Origin of the sequence: Rhizobacter sp. (genome assembly GCF_032229685.1) — a bacterium.
Lineage (GTDB): Bacteria > Pseudomonadota > Gammaproteobacteria > Burkholderiales > Burkholderiaceae_C > LMDS01.
Genome location: NZ_JAVTWP010000011.1, coordinates 1 through 15473, shown reverse-complemented (window position 1 = coordinate 15473; position 15473 = coordinate 1). Strand labels below are relative to the sequence as shown.

Here is a 15473-nt window from a genome sequence, read left to right as displayed (position 1 = left end):
GTAGAACCCTAGGAATCTTGCCATGCCCTCGCCTTCCGTCCTTTCCGTCGCCAAGCTGTCGCCACTGTTCGCTTCGCAGCTCGACGCCGCCTACAGCGTGCTCGACCGCCTGCACCAGACCGACCCGGCCGCCTTCGCCGCCGCAGCGCCAGAGATCCGCGCCATCGCGGCCAGCGGTGAATCGAAAGTCGATGCTGCCCTCATCGCCCAGTTGCCCAAGCTCGAGATCATCTCGGTGATGGGTGTCGGTTACGACGGCATCGACGTCGCCGCCGCGAAGGCAAGCGGCGCCGTCGTCACGCACACGCCGAACGTGCTCAACGACGACGTGGCCGACCTGGCCATCGGCCTGATGCTCTCGGCCGCACGCCAGCTGCCCGCCGCCGACCGCTACGTGCGCGCCGGCTCGTGGGCGAACGGCCCGATGCCGCTGGCGCGCAAGATGTCGGGCGCGCGGCTCGGCCTCGTCGGCATGGGCCGCATCGGGCAGGCGATCGCGCACCGTGCCGCGGCTTTCGGCATGAGCATCGCCTACACCGCACGCAACCCCCGGCCGGCCTTGCCGTTCAAGTACGTGGCCAGCGCCACCGCGCTGGCGGCCGAGAGCGACTACCTCGTCGTCATCACGCCTGGCGGCGCCGGCACGCGAAAGCTGATCAACGCCGACGTGCTGGCCGCGCTCGGCACGAAAGGCATTCTCGTCAACGTGGCGCGCGGTTCGGTGGTGGATGAAAGCGCGCTGATCGACGCGCTGGAGCGCGGCGTGATCGGCGGCGCCGGCCTCGACGTGTTCGAGGCCGAACCCAACGTGCCCGAGCGCCTGCGCGCCCTGCCCCACGTGGTGCTGGCGCCGCACATCGGCAGTGCCACCTCGCAGACACGCCAGGCGATGGCTGACCTCGCGTTCGGCAACCTGCAGGCGCACTTTGCGGGCAAGCCGCTGTTGTCGCCGGTGCCGGAGTGCCAATGAGCCCGAGCGCGCGGCCGCCCGGAGCCGGGCTCATCCCCTTGGGGGATCGGCTGTCGTACACGGCAGACGAGGGGCAGTCATGAGCGATACGCACGTCATCCAGCTTGATCGTCTGCAGGCGGCGATCCGCCAAGTCGTCGCCGGTTTCGGCAGCGATGCGCGCGAAATCGAAGACGTCGCCACCAACCTGATCGAAGCCAACCTCACCGGCCACGACTCGCACGGCATCGGCATGCTGCCGCGTTATGCCGACGCGTTCGCCGAAGGCGGCCTGAAGCCGAACGCCCACGTGCGCACCGTGCTCGACGCCGGCGCCATGCTGCGGCTCGACGGCGATGCAGGCTTCGGCCAGGTGATCGGCCGCGAAGCGATGGAACTCGGCATCCATCGCGCCCGCCAGAACGGCAGCTGCATCGTGGCGCTCGGCAATGCGCACCACCTCGGCCGCATCGGCGCATGGGCCGAGATGGCGGCCGCGCAAGGTCTGGTCTCGGTGCACTTCGTGAACGTGATCTCGCGCGGCATCGTGGCGCCTTTCGGCGGGGGCGACGCGCGCTTCGGCACCAACCCGTTCACGGCCGGCGTGCCGGTGCCGGGGCGCCCGCCGATGATTCTCGACTTCGCGACCAGCATGCTCGCGCAGGGCAAGACCCGCGTGGCGCACAACAAGGGCGAGCTGCTGCCGCCCGGCAACCTGATCGACAACACCGGCAAGCCCACGCGCGACCCGCGCTTTTCGGTGCTCGAGCCTTATGGCGCGATCCTCACCTTCGGCGCACACAAGGGTTACGGCCTGGCGGTGCTGTGCGAGCTGCTCGGCGGCGCGCTCGCCTCGGGTATGACGCAGCACACCGACGACGCCAGCAAGAAGCGCATCCTGAACGGCATGCTGTCGGTGCTGATCGACCCGGCCGCGCTCGGCGACAGCGCTGCGTTCGAACGCGAGACGCAGGCTTTTGCCGAGTGGGTGCTGGCCTCGCCGCCGCAAGAGGGCGTGGACCAGGTGCGGCTGGCCGGCGACCCCGAGCGCGAGTCGCGCGCGCGGCGCACCGCACAAGGCGTGCCGGTCGACGCGACGACCTGGCAGCAGATTCTTTCGGCAGCGGCCCAGCTCGGTGTCGACCCGGCGGCCGTGGCACGCGCCGCCGGAACGGCCTGAAGAACGGCTTGAAGTTCGGGTAACCCCCGTCCTGCCGATCGTTCAATCATCATACGATAAGACGTGCGCCGGTCGAGCGCAACACCCCCAGGAGACACACACATGCAATTCGGAAAATGGATCACCGGTGCGGTCGTGAGCGTCGGGCTGCTGGCCGGCAGCCCCGCTTTCGCACAGGAAAAGCTCACCGTCTGGTGGGTCAAGGGCTTCTACAAGTCGGAAGACGACGCGCTGTTCGCGGCGATCAAGAAGTTCGAGGCCAAGCACCCGAAGATCAAGATCGAACTCTCGCAGTACCCGATCCAGGACATGATCCCCAAGACCGTGTCGGCACTCGACTCGGGCAGCCCGCCCGACGTGGCCTACGCCGACGTGTACGACTTCCAGGTCACGGCCAAGTGGGCCTACGACGGCAAGCTCGAAGACATCACGAGCGTGATCGACCCGATCCGTTCGCGCTTCGCGCCCAACACCATCGAGACGGCGTTCCTCTACAACGACCAGGCCAAGAACCGCGCCTACTACGCGTTCCCGATCAAGCAGCAGACCATGCACATCGAGTACTGGCTCGACATGCTGCAAGACGCCGGCTTCAAGGAAAGCGACATCCCGACCACCTGGAAGGAGTACTGGAGCTTCTGGTGCGACAAGGTGCAGCCGGCCTACCGCGCCAAGAGCGGCAACCGCGCCTTCGGCATCGGCCAGCCGCTGGGGGTGGATTCGAGCGACTCGTTCTTCTCGTTCCTGACCTTCATGGACGCCTACAACGTGAAGCTCGTCAGCGACGCCGGCAAGCTGCTGGTCGACGACCCCGCCGTGCGCCAGGGCCTCATCAACGCGCTGAGCGACTACACCTCGGTCTACACCAAGGGCTGCTCGCCGCCGTCGAGCACGAGCTGGAAGGACCCGGACAACAACGTTGCCTTCCACAACAAGACGACGGTGATGACGCACAACGCCACGATCTCGATCGCCGCGAAGTGGCTCGACGACATGAACAACACCACGCTCACCGACGCGCAGCGTGCCACCGCGAAGAAGAACTACACCGAGCTGATCCGCACGGCCGGCTTCCCGAGCAAGCCCGACGGCAGCAAGATGGTCTACCGCGCCGCGGTGAAGACCGGCGTGATCTTCAAGGAAGCGAAGAACAAGGCCGCGGCCAAGCAGTTCGTCTCGTTCCTGCTCGAAGAAGCCAACCTCACGCCGTATGTGGAAGGTTCGCTCGGCCGCTGGTTCCCGGTGACCAAGACAGCGCAGCAAAGCCCGTTCTGGAAGGCCGACAACCACCGCCTCTCGGTCTACAACCAGTTCATGGCCGGCACGGTCACGTTCGAATTCACCAAGAACTACAAGTTCACGGTGCTGAACAACGAGAACGTGTGGGCCAAGGCCGCGAACCGCATCCTCAACGAGAAGGTGCCGGTCGACAAGGCCACCGACGAGATGATCGAGCGCATCAAGACCGTCGCGCGCTGACGCTGCGGTTCAGCTGAACACGAAGCACCGAGATGGCCGCCACCGCATCCGCCCCTGCCCTGCCCGCCCCGAAGCGCCCGCCCGACCGCTGGCAGTTCTGGGGCCGGATGCTGGTGCTGCCTTACGTGCTCGTGTTCCTCGTGTTCGTGCTCTACCCGGTGGGTTACGGCCTGTGGCTGGCGCGTCACCCGCAGAGTTACGTCAAGCTCTTCGAAGACCCGATCTTCTTCCGCACGGTCGTCAACACCATCATCTTTCTGGTGGTCGCGATCAACATCAAGATGGTGATCGCGCTCGTGCTGTCGGGCTTCTTCGTGCAGCAGCGCTGGTGGATCAAGGTGCTGTCGCTGATCTTCATCCTGCCCTGGGCGCTGCCCTCGATCCCGACCATTCTGTCGGTGCGTTTCATGCTCAACCCCGAGTGGGGCGTGATCAACACGCTGATCTTCAAGCTGACCGGCCTCGACGGCCCGAACTGGCTCAACCACCCGCCGCTCGCGCTCGGCTTCTCGATGCTGATGCACGTGTGGAAGTCGCTCCCGTTCTGGACGCTGATCCTGATCGCCGGTCGCCTGGCCATCCCCAGCGAACAGTACGAGGCCGCGTCGGTCGACGGCGCCACGAACTGGCAGAAATTCAGGTTCATCACCTGGCCCTCGATGCGCACGCTCTACGTGACCTCGCTGATCCTGTCGATGATCTGGACGCTCGGCGACTTCAACAGCGTCTACCTGCTCACCGGCGGTGGCCCGGCCGACCTCACGCACGTATTGGCCACGCTCGGCATTCGTTACCTGCGGCTCGACCAGGTCGACCTGGCCATGGCCTCGATCGTGGTGGCGCTGCCGCTGGTGCTGCCGCTCGTTTATTTCATGATGAAGCGGCTTTCCAAGTGAGCGGCAAATGAGCAAGGGCATCACCTGGAAGAAGGTCAGCACCGAAGCCAAGCTGTTGCTGATCGGCATCCCGCTGCTGATCTGGACGCTGATCCCGGTCTACCACCTCTTCCTGTTCGCGATTTCGGCGAAAGACTCGGCCACCTCGGGCAACCTGTGGCCGAAAGAGCCCACGCTGCAGAACTTTCAAACCGTGTTCGGGCAGAAACACTTCTACCTCGACCACTTCTGGGTGCAACTCGGCAACTCGGTGTTGATCGCCGTGGCCGTGGCGGCGATCACGCTGTTCGTGGCCACGGCGGCCGCGTTCGCGATCAGCCGGCTCAAGGTCCGCGGCGGCCGCACGGTGATGAACCTGGCGCTGTTCACCTACTTCATCCCGGCCGCCTTTCTCGCCGTGCCCATGTACAAGACCATGGGCAACTACGGCATTCTGAACAGCCAGTGGTCGCTGATCCTCGCCATGGTGACGATCGCCTCGCCCTACTGCATCTGGGTGCTGAAGCAGGCTTCCGACAAACTGCCCTACGAGCTCGACGAAGCCGCGCGCATGGACGGCGCTTCGCCGCTGCAGCTCTTTCGCCTTGTCTACCTGCCGCTGATGGTGCCTTCGCTGGTGGCGGTGGGCACCTACGCGCTGCTGCTGGCCTGGAACGAGTACCTCTACGCCTTTCTGCTGCTGTCGAACGACACCAGCGTGACCCTCGCCGTGGCGCTCGGCAACTTTCTCTCGGCCGACGACTCGCCCTGGGAGCTGCTGATGGCCACCGGCCTGATCTACGCGCTGCCGCCGGCGGCGATCTACTACGCATTCAAGCGCTACATGGTGGGTGGCCTGACGGCCGGCGCCGTGAAGAGCTGACGAAGAAAAGAAGCGAGGCGAACATGGCAGCAGTCGGTTTCCGGAACATCGAGAAAGCCTACGGCACCGTCAAGGTGATCCACGGCATCGGCTTCGACATTCAGGACGGCGAGTTCGTCGTGCTCGTCGGCCCGTCGGGCTGCGGCAAGAGCACGCTGCTGCGCATGCTGGCCGGCCTCGAAGAAATCACCGGCGGCGAGATCTCGATCGACGGCAAGGTGGTGAACGAGCTCGAGTCGAAGGACCGCGACATCGCGATGGTGTTTCAGAGCTACGCGCTCTACCCGCACATGACGGTGCGCGAGAACATGGCCTTCAGCCTGCGCCTGCGCAACGCCGACAAGAAGCTGACCGACCAGCGCGTCGAAGACGCGGCCCGCATCCTCAACCTCGACAAGCTGCTCGACCGGCACCCGCGAGAGCTTTCCGGCGGCCAGCGCCAGCGTGTGGCGATGGGCCGCGCGATCGTGCGCGACCCGAAGGTCTTTCTCTTCGACGAGCCGCTCTCGAACCTCGACGCCAAGCTGCGCGTGGCGATGCGGGCCGAGATCAAGGCGCTGCACCAGCGCCTGAAGACCACCACCGTCTACGTCACGCACGACCAGATCGAGGCGATGACGATGGCCGACCGCATCGTGGTCATGCACGACGGCATCATCGAACAGATCGGCACACCGCTGGAGCTCTACGACCACCCGGGCAACCTGTTCGTCGCGCAGTTCATCGGCTCGCCTGCGATGAACGTGGTGGCGGGCACGCTGCGCGGCAGCGGTGGCAGCACCGAAGTCGAAGCCGCCGGCACACGCTGGCCGGTGCCGGCCCAGGTGGGCGGCAGCCACGGCCAGGCGGTGCACTACGGCATCCGCCCCGGAGACATCCACCTCTCACCCACCGGCCACGGCATCGCCGCGAAAGTGATCGTGGTCGAACCCACGGGCGCCGAGACCGAGCTGCTGGTGCAGGTGGGTGACGCGCAGATCGTGGTCGTGATCCACGGCCGCACCGCCGCGCAGCCCGACGAGACCGTGCACCTCGTGATCGACACCGACAAGGCCCACGTGTTCGACAGCGCGAGTGGCAAACGCCTCGGCTGAGATGGCCAAGAAACCCGCCCCGCTGGTCGTGGTCATGGGTGTCAGCGGCTGCGGCAAGAGCACCGTCGGCCGTCTGATCGCGAAGCGGCTGGCCAGCGAGTTTCTCGAAGGCGATGACCTGCACCCGCCACGCAACCTGGAGCGCATGGCCGCCGGCATCGCGCTCACCGACCACGACCGGCGCGACTGGCTCAAGGCCATCGCCGAACAACTCGCCGACGCGCACGCCGCGCGTTACGGGCTCATCGTCTCGTGTTCGGCGCTCAAGCGCAGCTACCGCGATCAACTGCGCGCGGCCTCGGGCGATCTCGCCTTCGTGCACATCCACGGCAGCGACGCGGTGCTCGAAGCGCGCATGAAGTCGCGCACCGGCCACTTCATGCCCCCTTCGCTGCTCGCCAGTCAGTTGCAGACGCTGGAGCCGCCCGGCACCGACGAACGCTGCATCACGCTCGACGCCGCCTGGCCTGCCGAGCAGATCGCCGAGCGCGCCTGCGCCTGGCTCGCCCAACCTTTCAGCGCTTCGGCGCCACGTCCATGATCAACGCCCAGACGTTCCGCCTCGACGGCCGGCTCGCCCTCGTCACCGGCTCTTCCAGCGGCATCGGGCTGGCGCTCGCGCGCGGCCTGGCACAGGCCGGCGCGGCCGTGGTGCTGAATGGCCGCAACGCTGCCAAGCTGGCCGACACCGCCGCGCTGCTGAAAGGCGAAGGCCTGCAGGTTCATGCTCGCGCTTTCGACGTGACGAAGCGCGACGAGGTCGACGCCGGCATCGCCGCGATCGAAAGCACGCTCGGCCCGATCGAGGTGTTGTGCAACAACGCCGGCATGACACGCCGCGCTGCTTTCCACGAATTGTCTGAAGACGACTGGAACGACGTGATGCGCACCAACGTCGACAGCATCTTCCATGTCGGCCAGGCGGTTTCGAAATTCATGGTCACCCGCGGCCGCGGCCGGATCATCAACACCTGCTCGGTGATGAGCGAGCTCGGCCGGCCGGGCACCTCGGTCTACACCGCGTCGAAGGGGGCGGTGAAGATGCTCACCAAGGCGATGGCGATCGACCTCGGGCCGCTGGGCATCAACGTCAACGGCATCGGGCCGGGTTACTTCAAGACCGAGCTGACCGAGAAGCTCGTGAACGACCCGGCGTTCAGCACCTGGCTCGTCAACCGCACGCCCAACCGCCGCTGGGGCGACGTGGAAGACCTGGCCGGAGCGGCCGTGTTCCTGGCAAGCGACGCTTCGCGCTTCGTCAACGGCCACGTTCTCTACGTCGACGGCGGCGTCACGGCGTCGCTGTGAATTTCGAAAGAGCCCCTTGAGCACTGCCACCACCTTCACCCAGGTCACGCTGTTCACCGACACCGATGGCCGCGCGCGCTTTCGCGAGAGCGCCATCGCCTTGCCCGAAGGCACGCCGACGTCGATGCTCTCGGCGTTGATGCCCAGCGGCGGATACCAGTTGCGCCACAGCCCGGTCGGTTTTCGCAGCCAGTTCCATTGCACCGTCACGCCGCAATGGGTGTTCATCCTCGGCGGTCAGATGGAGATCGGCCTGCAGGGCGGCGCTTCGCGGGTGTTCTCGGCCGGCCAGCACTTCTATTCGGCCGACACGTTGCCCGAGGGCGCCAGCTTCGACGCCGCCGTGCACGGCCACTGGAGCCGGCAGCTCGGCAACGAACCGCTCGTCACGCTGTTTGTGCGTGGCTGACTCGCCAATGAAACGCATCCGATGATCAAGAACGTCCACGGCGGCACCGTCGACCTGCTCGGCGAAGCCATCGTCACAGGCCGATACCCGGTGGGCAGCTCGCTGCCGCCCGAACCGATCCTGTGCGAAGAGCTCGGCGTGAGCCGCACCGTGATCCGCGAAGCAGTCAAATCGCTGATCGCCAAGGGCCTGCTCGTCACCGGCCCGAAGGTCGGCACGCGCGTGCTCGCCGAAGAGCAATGGAACTGGTTCGACCCCGACGTGGTGGCCTGGCAATCACGCGCGGGGCTCTCGCGCGAGTTCCTGCGTGACCTGCAGGAACTGCGCCGCCTCGTCGAGCCGGCGGCGGTGCGCCTGGCCGCCGAGCGCGCCACGGCGGCCGACATCGCCGAGATCGAAGCCGCCTACGCCGGCATGAAGCGGTCCATCGAAGAAGGCGGCGACTACGTCAGCAGCGACCTGCGCTTTCACCAGGGCCTGCTGCGCGCCTGCCACAACCGCATGGTGGGGCAGATGAGCAAGGCGCTCGGCGCACTGCTGCGCACCAGCTTCGAGATCTCGACCTCGCGGCCCGACGGCCCGGCGCAGTCGCTGCCGCTGCACCGCGCCGTGCTCGACGCCGTGATCGCCCGTTCGCCGCTGAAGGCCGAGCGCGCGATCATCGTGCTCATCGACGGCGCCAACGGCGACATCGAGCAGGTGCTCACCACACGCCGCAAGCTGCCGTCGCTCGGCGTGCCGGCGCCGCGCCTCAAGGCCCGGGCACGCGCGCTGTTGGGCTGAGACCGGCCGCGTCCTTGTTACTGCGTGGCGGTGAGCCCACCGTCGACGTAGAGCGTCTGGCCGGTCACGAAGGCCGCGCCCGGGCCGCAGAAGAACAACACCGGTGCCACCACGTCTTCGAGCTCGGCCACACGCCCGAGCGGGATGCGCTCGAGCACCTGCTCGCGCGTGACCGGGTTCTTCAGCCAATGGCTGCCCATCTCGGTGCGCACGACCGTCGGTTGTTGGCCGGCGTGTGCGAGCGCTTCATCTTCGTGCACAAGGACGAAGGCACGAGCCGGCTGATGCAGGCGGGCGCCTGGCGGAGTTGACGCGGGACGAGAGGGTACGGCGGTACCTGGGGCGGTTGGTGCCGGGGCCTGGGGTGAGCGGCCGGCCGTCGAGATCGGTCAGACGACCTTGACAACAACCTTTCCTTTTGCGCGGCCGGCTTCCACGTACGCCAAGGCCTCGTTCGTGGACTCGAACGGGAATACCTTGTCGATCACGGGGCGGACCGCGCCCTCTTCGACGAGGCGAGTGATCTCGCGCAGCTGGGTTCCGCTCGCGGTCATGAAGAGAAACGAGTAGTCGATGCCCAGGCCTCGCGCCTTTCTACTCACGCCCGAGCTCAGCAAACGCAAGACGAGTTTGACGAACCAGGGTGCCGAGATCTGCTCGCCGAACGCCGGGTCGGGCGGCCCGGAGATGGAGACGAGGTCTCCACCACGCTTCAGCACCCGAAGAGACTTCTCGAGCGTCTTGCCGTCCTGGCTGTTCAACACCACGTCATGGTCTCGCAGCACGTCCTCGAAGTCTTGCGTCTTGTAGTCGACGACGACATCGGCGCCCAAGCTCTTCACCAGCGCGACATTTGCCGTGCTCGTCGTCGTGGCGACGGTGGCGCCAAGATGCTTGGCCAACTGGATGGCGAAAGTCCCGACACCCCCGGACCCTGCCTGGACGAAGACCTTCTGCCCCTTCTGCAAGTTCGCTCTCTCGACCAATGCCTGCCACGCAGTCAAACCCACCAGAGGAATGGAAGCCGCCTCTTCCATCGTGATGCCTTGGGGCTTCAGGGCCAGAGAAGCCTCTCGGACCGGAACGAATTCGGCGAATGTGCCGATCCGAAAATCGTCGGCCCGTGCATAGACCTCATCGCCGGCTTTGAACTGCCGTACCTGCGACCCTACCTTGACCACGACACCGGCCACGTCGTGGCCGAGGATGAGGGGCAGGCGATAGGGCAGGATCAGCTTGAACTCGCCATCTCTGACCTTGGAGTCGAGCAAGTTCAAGCCAGCGGCGTGGACCTGCACCAAGACCTCGTTGTCGCGCAGGTCCGGAACGGGCATATCCATCAACCGGAGTGCGCGCTTCTTGCCGTAACGTTCAAGAACAAATGCCTTCATGGTCTTCCCCTGTTTTCAGTTTTCGAGACGCACTTGGTCTGATGTTCGTCATGCGACTCGACGAGTAGGCGGACGCGGCTGTCGATGGCTTCAGTGCGCAGCAGGAGCCAGGTACTTGAGTGCCGACTTGCGCAAGTCGTCTGACAGAACCGGCTCGTCCACGGCACGGGCCAGCAGCAAGGCACCCACCATGGCAGAGATCGTGACGAGCGCGCGCTCGTGGGCGCCGGGCTGACCCCAGTCCGGGCATTGACGGGCGATCAGGTCGATCATTTCCTTGATGTGCCGTGTCGTCACTCGCCGCACCTCGGGTGCCTGTCGAGACGTTTCGGAACCCAGCGCGGCCAGAGGGCAGCCGATGTCGGCATGCGCCAAGTGCTCTTCAGAAAGGTAGGCGCCGAGAATCGACGCCAGCGTCAAGTTCGGGGCGGTGCTGGCAACCACGTCTGCCGCCGCGGCCGCAGACTCCTCACAAGCCCTAGCGGCAGCTTCGACCAGCATGGCTTCGCGAGAAGCGAAGTGCGCATAGAAGGCGCCATGCGTCAAACCGGCTTCTCTCATGATGTCGGCAACACCGGTGCCGGCGTAGCCACTGCGGCGGATCGCACGCGCAGCCACAGACACGATGCGCTCGTGCGTGGCTTCTTTGGCCGCGTTTCTGGCGTTGATTTTTGTACTTCGCATGATATACATCATACCGAAGTTCACGAAGGCGCGTACGGCAGCGCCTTTTCAGGGCAGGTTCGATGGCCTCGGGCTTTTCGCGTGCGGTCTGGTGCATGTCGGGCTCACGGTTCGGGGCGCTGCCGCGTGATCCCTGCTCCAAGGCTGGGCTGGCCGGGCGATGCCCGGTCAGCCTCTGCCTCGCCCCACTTCGCGCCGTCGCGACGGGGTCCACGCGCCTCCCGGCGCGTCATCCTTCGACCTCAACGCCGATACGGGTTGTCGGGTTGCCGGTCATGGCGGTTCGGCACACCGTCGCCATCGCGGTCGTGGTCATAGCGGTTGGGCACGCCGTCACGGTCCTGGTCGTGGCCGCGGCCACGGTGTTGCCACTCATGGTGGCGCCACTCCCGGCCACGATCGACCTCGTAGCGATACGCGGGCTGCCAGGGGCGCTCGTAGACCACCACCGGCGGCGCCTGGTAAACCGGGCGCGGCTGCACGTAGACCGGCTCCGTGCGGATGATCGGGCGCGGCAGCGGCGGCGGCAGCAGAACGGGCAAGGCGGGCAGACCCGGCAGGCCGATCGAGACGAACACGTCGGGCCTGGCTTGCGCGACCGTTGCGGTGCCGAGCACGGCACCGAACAGAACAGCCGAGGCGATGAACTTCTGGAAGTAGGGGCGCTTCATGGTGGCTCCTTGTGTTGCGGTGAAGTCATCTTGCGCGCCCCCTCGTGAACGCAAGCTGAACGAACGCAAGATTTATGCTTCAGCCGGCCCGCAGGACGATGTCGACCCGGGCGCCGCCGAGTTCGGATCGCGCCAGCACCAGCTCGCCGTCGTGGCTGGCGACCAGCTCGTTCACGACCGCCAGGCCCACGCCGTGGCCGGGCACCTTCTCGTCGCCCCGAACGTGCAGCTGCAGGACCGAGCGCGTGTCGTGGAAGCCCGGGCCGTCGTCGTCGACCCGCACGTGCAGCACAGGGCCGCTCAGGTGCGCGCTCACGGCGACGTGCGACTTTGCCCACTTCGCCGCGTTGTCGAGCACGTTGCCGAACATCTCGAAGGCATCGCCTTCATCCAGGCGCCAGGCCAGATCGGGCGGGATGTCGAACGTGAACGCCAGGCCCTTGTCGGCATACACCTTCATCAACGAATCGCGTATTCGACCCAACACCGGAGCAACCGGCAGCCAGGGCACGAAGCGTGAAGCGCCGCTGGCCGCCGCACGGGCCAGCTGGTGCTGCACGATGTGGTCCATGCGGGCGACCTGCTCGCTCACGGCCTCGGGCAGCCGTGCCGGCTCGCCGAGCGCGGTGCGCAGCACGGCCAGCGGCGTCTTCAGGCTGTGCGCCAGAAAGCTCAGCGCCTCCTTGTAGCGTGTCTGGCGCGCTCGCTCCTGGTGGATCAGGGTGTTGATGTTGCTGGTGAGCGCCGTGATCTCTGCCGGGTAGCGGCCTTCGATCGCGGTCTGCTCGCCTTGCTCGATGCCGCGTATCTCGTGGGCCACACGGCGCAGCGGCGCCAGGCCCCAGCCGAGCAGCAGAGTCTGCGACACGAGCAGCAACGCCGCCGCACCACCCAGCCACGTCCACAAGGTGCGCTGGAAGGCAGCCACCTCCCTGTCGAACTCGGCCTTGTCTTCCAGAACCGAAAGCACCAGGGTGGCGCTCTGCGCGCGCTCGGTCCAGTTCACGCTGTAGCCGATGGCCAGGTAGTCACGGCCGCCCGCGGCGACGACTTCCGAGCGCCATTGGCCGATCGCCACCTCGCGCAGAAAGGGCGGCTGCGCTTGCAGGCTGGAAGGAGAGCGCCAGTCTTCACCCCGCACGGGGTTGGCGATGCTGGCGTACAGGCCCGAGCCGGGCAAGGAAAGCCGGGGCTCTGGGAACGACGGTGGCAACACCAGCGCGCCCTTGTCGTCGAGTTCCACACCGGCGAGCAGCAGGTACACCGTGCCTTGCAGCTGCGCGAAGCGCGACGTGCGCACGCTCTGCTCGTGGGCGCGCTGAACCGCCCATCCCGCGCTGGCCACGAAGGCGATCAAGACCAGTGTGGCGCCGGCCATCAGGCGCGCGCGTATCGAGTCGGGCCACCTCATGCCAGCGTGAACCGGTAGCCCCGCCCACGCAAGGTTTCGATCGGCGACAAGCTGCCGTTCGGGTCGAGCTTGCGGCGCAAGCGGCCGATCAGCACCTCGACGACGTTGCTGTCGCGGTCTTCGTCGTGCGGGTACAGGTAGTCTGACAACTCCTGCTTGGTGACGATGCGCGCGCGCTCGCGCACCAGGTGCTCGAGCAGCCGGTATTCGAAGGCGGTCAGCTCCACCGCCTGGCCACCCAGGCGCGCACTCTGCGACGAGAAGTCGATCGCGAGAGGGCCGAGCGTCAGCACGTCCGACGTGGCCTGCATCGAGCGCCGCAGCAGCGCCTTGATGCGCGCCGCGAGTTCGGGGTATTCGAAGGGCTTGACCAAGTAGTCGTCGGCCCCCGCTTCGAGGCCCACGACCTTGTCTTGCCAGTTGCCGCGCGCCGTGAGAATCAGGATGGGCAGTGTGCGTCCGTCTGCTCGCAGCGCCTTGACGACTTCGAGGCCGCCGAGTTTCGGCAGGCCCAGGTCGACGATCGCCAGGTCGACCGGAAACTCGCGCGCCTGGAACAGCCCGTCTTCGCCGTCGGCGGCCTGGTCGACCCGATAGGCATCGGCTTCGAGCTGGCGCGCCAGCCCCAGGCGCAAAGGCGCTTCATCCTCGATCAGCAGCAAGCGCATCCGGGCTCCAGCGGCTCATCCGATCACCCGCCCGCTCGCGGCGTCGACCAGGATCACCCTCACTTCGCCTTTGGCCGTGAGCACCTTCACGCGCCACACCGGGCGACGATCGGCCTCGGCCTTGTCGACCGACAACACGCGGCCACTGGCGACGCGCTGCGCGGCCGCAGCGGCCTCGTCTCGCCCGATGTCGGCCCAGGCCGGGGCGGCCATCACGATCAACAGGGCGCACAGCGGTTTGATGAGGGCGTTCATGAAGAAGGAGTGCGGGTTCGGCCTCTATCGTCCCACAGGTTCACACATCACTCCACAAGTTGGCGATGTGCGGATCTTGGCTGCTGCAAGGTGAACGCAGGCTGAACAGAGTGAACGCCGAGCCCGGGGCTGCTGCAAGTCGAAAGCGTGCCACCATCAGCGCATGAGTGTGAGCGACGATCAGGTGCGAGAGGCCCTTGCCCGCCTGCTGGCGGCGCGTGTGCCACCGGCCACCCTGTGCCCGTCGGAAGTCGCCAGAGCACTGGCGCCGCACGATTGGCGGCCCTTGATGCCACAGGTGCGGGCCGTGGCGATGTCGATGGCGAACGAAGGCGCACTCGAGATTCGCCAGGCCGGTCTCAAGATCACCCCCGATGGCTCGCACCGGGGGCCGATCCGGCTGGCGCGGCCGCCCTGCCCTTCACGGTGCACTGAAACCGTGGCCCGCGAGGATCTTCTGCCCTGACGGGCCGACCACGAAGTCGGCGAACGCGAGCGCGGCCGCGCCCGCCGGCCGCACGGTGGCCATGCCGTACAGCGCCGAGACGTTGATCGCGTCGGCGATGCCCAACACCTGCAACGAGTCGGCCTGCTTCTTCGCTTCGGCCGCGTTGTTGCAGTAGGTGATGAAGACGTCGGCCGCACCCTGGTCGATCAGCATGCCGTAGAGGCTGCGGCCCGCCGGCGCTTGCGGCGACGTGGCGCCACCCGTGAGTTGAAGCGCCTTGGCCTTGAGCGCGGCCGCCGAACCGGCCGCCGCCGCGCCGCTGGATTCGATGCGCTCGAACATCTGGAAAGCGTAGTCGCCCGAAGGGTCGGCCAGCGGCGTCGAAATGCCGACGCGGACATCGGCGTCGAGCAGCCGCTGCGCGAGCGTCTTGCCCTGCAGGCCGAAGCCGCGCGAGGCCAGCGCGCACAGCGCGTTGCGCGCGAACGGCCGAACCGCCTCGGCCTTGCCCGATGCCTGCAGTGCCTGCGGGTGGTTCATGTTGGCCGAGGCGAACACCTGCACCGCCTCGCCGGCTTCGATGCGTTCCTTGAGCAGGCCCGAGGGCCCGAACACCAGCTTCACCCGCGCCGGGTGCTCGCGCTCGAAAGCGCGGGCTACGTCGGTCATGGCCGAACGCAGGCTGCCGGCGGCGAAGACCGTGAGTTCAGCGGCCGGCGTTTGTGCCTGGGCTGCGCCAGGCAGGCCGAGCAAGGTGGTCATGGCCACGAGAAAGGAGTGAAAGCGTGTCATCGGTGGAGGCGAATTCTCCGTGCGCTCGAACCTTGCCGCGATATGTCTGCGCTTTCATACGGCGGCGCACGGTCCATGCCCTGCAGGCATTTACCAGCAGGTCGATCGCCCCGCCGAACGAACTCGGTGTACAAACCATGCTTCACCTTTTTGCCTGAAGCACGAGCGACCATGACCTACCCCAACACCCAGC

Annotated in this window: 19 protein-coding genes; 11 read left to right on the top strand and 8 right to left on the bottom strand. The window is 66.6% G+C overall.

Annotated features, from left to right (window positions below):
- Window positions 1-22: 22 nt before the first annotated feature.
- From AC30PD_RS05315 to AC30PD_RS05270, 10 genes are all read left to right on the top strand, one after another.
- Window positions 23-970 carry a 2-hydroxyacid dehydrogenase gene (locus AC30PD_RS05315; protein ID WP_489534608.1) on the top strand — a complete coding sequence of 316 codons (948 nt, stop codon included), beginning with the start codon at window positions 23-25 and terminating at the stop codon, window positions 968-970.
- Between the two features lie 79 nt (window positions 971-1049).
- Window positions 1050-2129 carry a malate/lactate/ureidoglycolate dehydrogenase gene (locus AC30PD_RS05310; RefSeq protein WP_489534607.1) on the top strand — a complete coding sequence of 360 codons (1080 nt, stop codon included), beginning with the start codon at window positions 1050-1052 and terminating at the stop codon, window positions 2127-2129.
- 102 nt (window positions 2130-2231) lie between these two features.
- The gene (locus tag AC30PD_RS05305) at window positions 2232-3608 is read left to right on the top strand and encodes an ABC transporter substrate-binding protein (RefSeq protein WP_489534606.1); all 1377 of its coding nucleotides are present in this window, start codon (window positions 2232-2234) and stop codon (window positions 3606-3608) included.
- A 32-nt stretch (window positions 3609-3640) separates the two neighbouring features.
- Window positions 3641-4504 (top strand): carbohydrate ABC transporter permease, encoded by an 864-nt coding sequence (locus AC30PD_RS05300; protein ID WP_489534605.1) that lies wholly within the window; start codon window positions 3641-3643, stop codon window positions 4502-4504.
- Window positions 4505-4511: 7 nt separating this feature from the next.
- Complete coding sequence (locus AC30PD_RS05295) at window positions 4512-5366, top strand: carbohydrate ABC transporter permease (RefSeq protein ID WP_489534604.1); 855 nt, start codon at window positions 4512-4514, stop codon at window positions 5364-5366.
- A 23-nt stretch (window positions 5367-5389) separates the two neighbouring features.
- Window positions 5390-6460 carry an ABC transporter ATP-binding protein gene (locus tag AC30PD_RS05290; protein ID WP_489534603.1) on the top strand — a complete coding sequence of 357 codons (1071 nt, stop codon included), beginning with the start codon at window positions 5390-5392 and terminating at the stop codon, window positions 6458-6460.
- Between the two features lies 1 nt (window position 6461).
- Window positions 6462-7001, top strand: coding sequence for a gluconokinase (locus AC30PD_RS05285; protein ID WP_489534602.1), 540 nt, complete (start codon window positions 6462-6464; stop codon window positions 6999-7001).
- Window positions 6998-7768, top strand: coding sequence for a glucose 1-dehydrogenase (locus AC30PD_RS05280; RefSeq protein WP_489534601.1), 771 nt, complete (start codon window positions 6998-7000; stop codon window positions 7766-7768). Before AC30PD_RS05285 ends, AC30PD_RS05280 begins: the two co-directional genes overlap by 4 nt.
- Window positions 7769-7784: 16 nt before the next feature.
- The gene (locus AC30PD_RS05275; protein ID WP_489534600.1) at window positions 7785-8177 is read left to right on the top strand and encodes a cupin domain-containing protein; all 393 of its coding nucleotides are present in this window, start codon (window positions 7785-7787) and stop codon (window positions 8175-8177) included.
- A 21-nt stretch (window positions 8178-8198) separates the two neighbouring features.
- The gene (locus AC30PD_RS05270) at window positions 8199-8960 is read left to right on the top strand and encodes a FadR/GntR family transcriptional regulator (protein ID WP_489534599.1); all 762 of its coding nucleotides are present in this window, start codon (window positions 8199-8201) and stop codon (window positions 8958-8960) included.
- A 17-nt stretch (window positions 8961-8977) separates the two neighbouring features.
- On the opposite strand, the gene AC30PD_RS05265 is transcribed toward AC30PD_RS05270, so the two are convergent.
- The 7 genes from AC30PD_RS05265 to AC30PD_RS05235 all read right to left on the bottom strand — a co-directional run bounded on the left by AC30PD_RS05265 (window position 8978) and on the right by AC30PD_RS05235 (window position 14040).
- Complete coding sequence (locus AC30PD_RS05265; RefSeq protein ID WP_489534598.1) at window positions 8978-9172, bottom strand: SDR family oxidoreductase; 195 nt, start codon at window positions 9170-9172, stop codon at window positions 8978-8980.
- A gap of 177 nt (window positions 9173-9349) precedes the next feature.
- Window positions 9350-10351 carry an NADP-dependent oxidoreductase gene (locus AC30PD_RS05260; protein ID WP_489534597.1) on the bottom strand — a complete coding sequence of 334 codons (1002 nt, stop codon included), beginning with the start codon at window positions 10349-10351 and terminating at the stop codon, window positions 9350-9352.
- A 90-nt stretch (window positions 10352-10441) separates the two neighbouring features.
- Window positions 10442-11047 carry a TetR/AcrR family transcriptional regulator gene (locus tag AC30PD_RS05255; protein WP_489534596.1) on the bottom strand — a complete coding sequence of 202 codons (606 nt, stop codon included), beginning with the start codon at window positions 11045-11047 and terminating at the stop codon, window positions 10442-10444.
- A gap of 230 nt (window positions 11048-11277) precedes the next feature.
- Window positions 11278-11706 (bottom strand): thrombospondin type 3 repeat-containing protein, encoded by a 429-nt coding sequence (locus AC30PD_RS05250; RefSeq protein ID WP_489534595.1) that lies wholly within the window; start codon window positions 11704-11706, stop codon window positions 11278-11280.
- 79 nt (window positions 11707-11785) lie between these two features.
- Complete coding sequence (locus AC30PD_RS05245; protein WP_489534594.1) at window positions 11786-13117, bottom strand: ATP-binding protein; 1332 nt, start codon at window positions 13115-13117, stop codon at window positions 11786-11788.
- Window positions 13114-13785: a response regulator transcription factor gene (locus tag AC30PD_RS05240; protein ID WP_489534593.1), complete on the bottom strand. Its 672-nt coding sequence runs from the start codon at window positions 13783-13785 to the stop codon at window positions 13114-13116. Before AC30PD_RS05240 ends, AC30PD_RS05245 begins: the two co-directional genes overlap by 4 nt.
- Before the next feature lie 15 nt (window positions 13786-13800).
- Window positions 13801-14040 (bottom strand): PepSY domain-containing protein, encoded by a 240-nt coding sequence (locus AC30PD_RS05235; RefSeq protein WP_489534592.1) that lies wholly within the window; start codon window positions 14038-14040, stop codon window positions 13801-13803.
- Between the two features lie 163 nt (window positions 14041-14203).
- On the opposite strand from AC30PD_RS05235, the gene AC30PD_RS05230 reads away from it, so the two are divergent.
- Window positions 14204-14506 carry a DUF3253 domain-containing protein gene (locus AC30PD_RS05230; RefSeq protein WP_489534591.1) on the top strand — a complete coding sequence of 101 codons (303 nt, stop codon included), beginning with the start codon at window positions 14204-14206 and terminating at the stop codon, window positions 14504-14506.
- Here AC30PD_RS05230 and AC30PD_RS05225 read toward each other — a convergent pair.
- Window positions 14462-15280: a molybdate ABC transporter substrate-binding protein gene (locus AC30PD_RS05225; RefSeq protein ID WP_489534590.1), complete on the bottom strand. Its 819-nt coding sequence runs from the start codon at window positions 15278-15280 to the stop codon at window positions 14462-14464. The genes AC30PD_RS05230 and AC30PD_RS05225 overlap by 45 nt on opposite strands.
- Between the last annotated feature and the right edge of the window lie 193 nt (window positions 15281-15473).